This window comes from Archangium sp., from assembly GCF_036389735.1.
Taxonomy (GTDB): domain Bacteria; phylum Myxococcota; class Myxococcia; order Myxococcales; family Myxococcaceae; genus Archangium.
Genome location: NZ_DASVWK010000240.1, coordinates 1 through 6266, shown reverse-complemented (window position 1 = coordinate 6266; position 6266 = coordinate 1). Strand labels below are relative to the sequence as shown.

Below are 6266 nucleotides of genomic sequence, written 5' to 3'. Positions count from 1 at the left end.
TGCTCGTCTACAACAAGAGCGACCTCCTGGACGAGGGAATGGAAGGGCATATGGCCTACCTCACCTCGCAGGCCCGGGAGAACGGCATCGCCATCAGCGCGAAGACGGGCGAGGGGCTGACGGAGCTCCTCCACCGCATCGAGGAGTTGCTCTGGCGCGAGGGCAAGTCGCTCACGACCAACGGTGCCTCGATCCTGGATGACCCGCATCCCCATTGACGAGCGGAGAGGGTGCGGCCCTCCCCGCGTCGAGCGCTTCGACGCGGGGTGACAGGGCCCCCGGTTCATTGACCCGTCGACCAATTCAGAACAGGCCTCCACGACCCCAGTTTAAGGAGCAAGGTTCCGGGCGGAGAGCAGTCCCACGCTCGGGGCCCCGGTGCGTGCGCGAACCGGCCGCACCTGCGTGAGCCGCCTGCTGCTCATTCCTATTGCCCGTGCAACTCGGAGGACACAGCCCATGTCATCACATCCCAACGCCAAGGATTCCCAAGGGCTCGAACTCTGGGGTGGCCTCGAATGCACCGTCAACCGCGTGGGAGACGTGTTCTTCGACCAGATGGAACGCAACGGCCACGCCACGCGCGTGAGCGATCTCCACCTCTTCGCGGGCCTGGGCATCCGGGCCATCCGCTATCCGGTGCTGTGGGAGCGGGTGGCGCCCGACAGCTTCGAGAACATCGACTGGACGTGGGCGGACGAGCGGCTCGGAGGCCTGCGGGAGCTGAACATCCGCCCCATCGTGGGGCTGACGCACCACGGCAGCGGGCCGCGCCACACCAGCCTGATGCACGACTCCTTCGCCACCGGGCTCGCGGACTTCGCCCTCCGGGTGGCCGAGCGCTACCCGTGGGTGGATGCCTACACCCCCGTCAACGAGCCGGTGACCACGGCGCGCTTCAGCGGGCTCTACGGTGTCTGGTATCCGCACGGCAAGGACCACCCCACCTTCGCGCGTGCGCTGGTGACCGAGTGCCGGGCCGTCGTGCTCTCCATGAAGGCCATTCGCACCGTCAACCCGCGCGCCCAGCTCATCCAGACCGAGGACCTCGGCCGGCGCTACAGCACACCCGCCCTCGCGCAACTGGCGGAGTTCCAGAACCAGCGCCGATGGCTGTCGCTCGACCTGCTCTGCGGACGGTTGGACCGGGAGCACCCTCTTCATGGCCACATGCTCCAGTGGGGCATTGGCGAGGCCGAGCTGGAGTGGTTCCTCGAGAACCCCTGTCCGCCGGATGTGGTGGGCATCAACCACTACGCGAGCAGTGACCGCTACCTCGACGAGCGGCTCGACAACTACCCGGCCCGCGCGCACATGGACGAGGAGGGGGTGCGCTACGCGGACATGGAAGCCGTCCGCGCACGGCTGGACATCCCCATCGGGGTGGACCGGATCATCCGCGAGACCTGGGAGCGCTACCGGCTGCCCGTCGCGGTGACGGAGGCCCACCTCGGCTCCACGCGGGATGAGCAGGTGCGTTGGCTCAAGGAGTTCTGGGATGCGGCGAGCCGGATGCGCCACGAGGGCGTGGATGTCCGGGCGGTGACGGTCTGGTCCCTGCTGGGGTCCTTCGACTGGAACATCCTGGTGTCGCGCGTGGAGGGCTTCTACGAGCCCGGCCCCTTCGATGTGCGGGCGCCCCGGCCACGCCCCACCGCCCTGGCCCATCTGATGCGAGACCTGGCGGCGGGCCGCACGCGGGACGATGACCCGCTCCTCCAGATGCCAGGGTGGTGGCACCGGCCGGACCGGATCGTCCACCCGCCCGTCGAGGGCCGTTCCTATGCGCGCGCTCCCGTGGGGCCGGGCCTCGACATGGAGGACCGCGGCTGCCGGCCGCTCGTCATCCTCGGGGCCACCGGCACGCTCGGCCACGCCTTCGCGAGGCTGTGTGACGTCCGTGGCATCCCCTACCACCTGCTCACCCGCTCCGAGCTGAACCTCACGGACCCGCACGCGGTGGACTCCGTGCTGAGGAGACTCAAGCCGTGGGCGGTGGTGAACGCGGCCGGCTACGTGCGCGTGGACGAGGCCGAGCGCGAGGCGGAGCAGTGCCTGCTCACCAATGCCGTCGCGCCCGCGAGGCTGGCGGGGGCCTGCGCTCGCCACGGCGTGCAACTGGTCACCTTCTCCTCGGACCTCGTCTTCGATGGAAGCCATGCCCTCCTGCACAAGCCCTATGTGGAGAGCGACCCGGTGGCGCCGCTCGGCGTCTACGGGCGCAGCAAGGCGGAGATGGAGACGCGGGTACGCGAGGTCATGCCCCAGGCACTCATCATCCGAACCAGCGCCCTCTTCGGTCCCTGGGACGACGCCAACTTCATCACTTCCACCCTGCGGGCCCTGGACGAGGGAAGGCGCGTGGTGGTGGCGGACGACGAACTCGTCTCCCCCACCTACGTGGTGGATCTGGTGCACACGGTGCTCGACCTGCTCATCGACCGTGAGGAGGGGGTGTGGCACCTCGCCAACCAGGGTGCCACCACCTGGATCGCCCTCGCCAGGCGCGCCGCCATGCTCGCCGACATGGATTCCGGAAGCCTCGAGCCACGTCCCGCCTATTCGCTCGGACGGACGGCGCGGCGCCCGCGCTACAGCGTCCTGGGTAGCGAGCGCGGCGGCCTCATGCCCACGCTCGAGGATGCCCTCCGGCGCTACGTGAGGGAGCGCCGCGTGCAGAGGATGACCCACAGGCAGTCGGAAGCCTGGGGCTGAAGAACCACACCAGGGACATTGAAAACGGGGCTGGGAGCCGCTGAACCCTCAGCGACTCCCAGCCCCGGTACTCGTTCGTCTTCGGGTCTACGCCGCCATCCTAGGCGATGAGCGCGCGCCGCCTGGCCGCCGCGAGGTCGTCACCAGCGGTGAGCGCCGGGAGAGCGCTCTTGTGCGTCTCGTGCGTCACTTCCTTGACCGTCTTGCGGAGCTTGTCGAGCGACGCGAGGATGTCCTTCAGCTTCGACGAGCCCACCGCGGTGCGGACGTCCTCGGCCGCGGCCAGCAGCTTCGTCGCGCCATTCGTCTCGCCATTGCCGGAGAGCTTGCCGGCCAGCGCCGCCGCCGCCTTCGCCGCCCCCAGGTAGTCCTTGGACTGGATGGCGTTCTCCACCACGTTGGCGCCCTGGAAGATCTCGGCCGCCTTCTCCAGCTTCTGCTTCGCCTTCGGGTCCTTCACCTCACCGGCCGCGAAGGTGGCGAGTTCCTGCGCCGCGCCCATGTAGTCACCGCTGAGCACCGAGCTCCGGACGATGTTGGCCGTCTGCGCGTAGCTGGCGATGTCGTTGAAGGTGTTCTGGCCCTTCGTGCCCTCGCCCTTGCGGCTGGCGGCGTGGGAGGCGCCCTCGGCGATGGCCCCGAGCACATCCCCATTCTTCGCCTTGTTCGCCACCGAGGCGTACTTCGAGACATCCTTGAGGGTGTTGTCGGCCTTGGTGCCGTCCTTGGTCTGCGACGCCGCGAAATCCGCACCCGCCGAGACCGCGCCCAGCACATCGCCCCGCTTGATGGCGTTGAAGGCGGACTGCGCCATCGACGCATTCGACGCGAGCCGCTGGAAGGTGTCCGCCGCGCGGCTGTTGGGAGCCATGCCCGAGACGAGCTCGGAGCCAGCGCTCAGCGCGCCGATGATGTCGCCGTTCTTGGCGGCGGCGGCGACCTGAAGCGCGGTGTTGCCGCGGGTGGCCCACGTGGCCACGTCGTTCATCGTGTTGGCGAGCTTCTGGGCACCCGCGCCCAGCGCGCCCGCCGCACCCGCGGCTCCAGTGGCCACCGCGGTGAGGACCGAGCCCCAGTTCTTGTTCTTGATGCCTTCGATGACACCCTTGGCGGCCGTCGCGCCCTTCTCGACGACGCTCGCCACGGTGGCCACCGTCTTGGCGACACCGGAGACCGCCTTGCCGGCCAGCGCGCTCGCCCCACCCGCCAGGGCGCCCGCGGCAGCGGCCAGGCCACCGAGGATGTCACCCTTCTTGAAGGCGCCGATGGCGCTGATGACCGCGCTGGCGATGCGCGCGGCGACACCGATGGGCCCGGGGATGAAGCTCGCGATGGACAGCGCGATCTGCCCGTACTTCTTGATGCCGTCCAACACCTTGCCGAAGAAGCCCTTCTTCTGCTTGATGCTGATGTCGAGCTCGCCCTTGGTCGGGTCGAGGTGGATCTTCGCCTCGTACTTCTTGCCGGCGATCTTGAACTTGAGCTTCGCATCACCAGGCGTCTTCATCTGATCGACGATCTGGTTGAAGGCGTTCTCGATCTCGTGCGGCTTGGCCTTCTTCAGGTGCTTCTCGCTGACGCCGAACTGCTTCAGGAAGTCCTTCTTCTCCTGGAGCGACATGTTCTTCATCGCGTCGAGCTGCGCGTGCTGGGGGTTGACCTGGGGCTGGGGCGCCGGAGGGGTCGCCGTCGCCGTCACGGGAGGCGCGGGCGGCGTCGCGACGAGCGGCCGCTGGTAGGAGCTGGACGTCGTGGCCAGCGCGGACTGCTGGGTGCCGGCATCGAACCCGCTCTGGGCGAACGCGTCGTACCGGTTCGCCTCGGCCGGCGTGGCGGTGGTGTTCGAGGCGGCCGGGGACGGCCCACCCGCGGGGGCGCCAGCGGCGGCGTCCGGACGGGAGTAGGAGTTGTGATTGATGGGGCTGGAAGAGGAGCGGATGGTGGACATGGGCGCGAACTCCTGCGCGAAGCGGAATGAGTGAGACGACTTGCACTCATTCTCGGAGCCCACCGCTGGCGGTTGTGTCGCGGCCCCCTTTCTTGGGCGCCAAGAAACAATGGTTTCAATAGGTTGCGTGGGCACCCGAGCACCCCCACGGCGCGGCTCGCGAGTGGAGCGTGCCCGCACCGCGTCCCATACAAAGCGCATGGGAGGTCAAAATCGAGGCCCCGCGCGCACGGTGGATCCGGCGGTCGGGCCCCCCATTTCCGGGCCGCCCGATTTAATTTGGAATTTCCGGACGCGAGGACGTTCCAGGCATGACGCAGTGCGCCTCACGGAGGGGATTCGTCTCCGTGTCACGGACTCTCATAATCTGGGGAAACACCACCCCAGGGTCACCCCATGTCCTTCTCCGTCACCTCGAAGTCCGGCCCCCGTGACTGGCTCAACGAGAACCACGAGATGAAGAGGCGGGTGGACTCCGTCTTCGGGTGACCGGGATGGCGCGACTCAAGCCCCCTCGAGATGCCGTCGCCCTGGCCGAGAGGATTCTCGGCCTGCTGGCGGAGGGGAGCTTCTCCGCGACCTACAAGTACGCGCTCTTCATCGCGCTGCTGGACCTCTGCCTGGAGCAGACGACCCAGCACGGTGCTCCGCCCAGTGTGCTCACCTCGCGCCAGCAGGCCGAGAAGACCGTCGAGATCTACTGGCCCCACGCCCTGCCCTATACGGAGACCAGGGTGCTGCGCCAGGGCGGCACCCACAGCGGGAGTCAGGCCGAGATTCTGCGGGCCATCACCCAATTCAGGGAGAAGCGACTTCCTCGCCGCGTCCGAGCACGTCGAACGCTGGGCAGAGCGCGCCCGGTCGTCCGAGCACGCCCTCGATACTCTCGCGAAGCAACACGAGTGGACCCGGGACTCCCAGCGGACCCTTGGCGTTGCGCGCGCCATGTACCTGCGCCTTTCCGAGGGCACCCGGCTCTGGCTGCTCGAAAAGGACTTCGTCGACGTGCAGAAGGAACGCATCGCCGAGGCGCTCGCGGCCTGACGGCGGCTCCTCCAGGAGCCCATCAGACTTCCGTGAACCGGGTACCAGTAACGCCCTCGCTCTCCAGGGCCTGCTTGATGCGCTCGGAGACGATGAGCGCCACTGTCCAGCCCCAGGGGCGAAAGATGCTGGCTCCTCCCACCTTCGATGGGTCTACCCTCAAGCCTCGGACATTCCGGTACTGGCCCGACTTGTCCGGGCGGTTGTCCTCGGGGCGCCAGTAGAGCACCTCCTCGGAGCGGGCATCATCGATGCAGCGGATGATGCGGAGGGCATTGAGAAGGAAGTAGGGCTCGGAGAATCCCTCCACGCGTGTCGGTATGAACTGTACTTCCTGCTGGAGGCTCAGACGCTCGAGGAGAGAGACGACGCGGCCATGGAGCAGCGGCACCGTGAGTCCGGTCATGCTGAAGTCGAGGGCTCGACCGGGGCGAAGCATGCGGAGGACTGGCGCTGCGTTCACCTCGAGGAGCACGCCATCCTTGAATTGCCAGGGGTCTACCTCCCGTCCCTCTTCATCCATATCGGGAGCACTCAGGTGCCACCGCCCGGCGGCGTG

At 67.9% G+C, this 6266-nt stretch carries 5 protein-coding genes; 2 read left to right on the top strand and 3 right to left on the bottom strand.

Annotation, left to right across the window (positions count from 1 at the left end):
• Together VF794_RS08680 and VF794_RS08675 are read left to right on the top strand one after the other, a co-directional pair.
• A partial coding sequence (locus VF794_RS08680) for a hypothetical protein (RefSeq protein WP_331108715.1) occupies nucleotides 1-218 on the top strand: 218 nt, incomplete at its 5' end.
• Nucleotides 219-459: 241 nt separating this feature from the next.
• Complete coding sequence (locus tag VF794_RS08675) at nucleotides 460-2715, top strand: family 1 glycosylhydrolase (protein ID WP_331108714.1); 2256 nt, start codon at nucleotides 460-462, stop codon at nucleotides 2713-2715.
• A gap of 100 nt (nucleotides 2716-2815) precedes the next feature.
• On the opposite strand, the gene VF794_RS08670 is transcribed toward VF794_RS08675, so the two are convergent.
• The 3 genes from VF794_RS08670 to VF794_RS08660 form a co-directional block, all read right to left on the bottom strand.
• Entirely contained in the window at nucleotides 2816-4663 is a 1848-nt protein-coding gene (locus tag VF794_RS08670) for a hypothetical protein (protein ID WP_331108713.1), read from the bottom strand.
• 389 nt (nucleotides 4664-5052) lie between these two features.
• Complete coding sequence (locus VF794_RS08665) at nucleotides 5053-5304, bottom strand: hypothetical protein (RefSeq protein ID WP_331108712.1); 252 nt, start codon at nucleotides 5302-5304, stop codon at nucleotides 5053-5055.
• A 425-nt stretch (nucleotides 5305-5729) separates the two neighbouring features.
• A partial coding sequence (locus tag VF794_RS08660) for an imm11 family protein (protein WP_331108711.1) occupies nucleotides 5730-6266 on the bottom strand: 537 nt, incomplete at its 5' end.

Coding starts and splice junctions, on each gene's coding strand:
- VF794_RS08670 (WP_331108713.1), bottom strand. CDS start 4,663: ATGTCCACCATCCGCTCCTCTTCCAGCCCCATCAATCACAACTCCTAC.
- VF794_RS08675 (WP_331108714.1), top strand. CDS start 460: ATGTCATCACATCCCAACGCCAAGGATTCCCAAGGGCTCGAACTCTGG.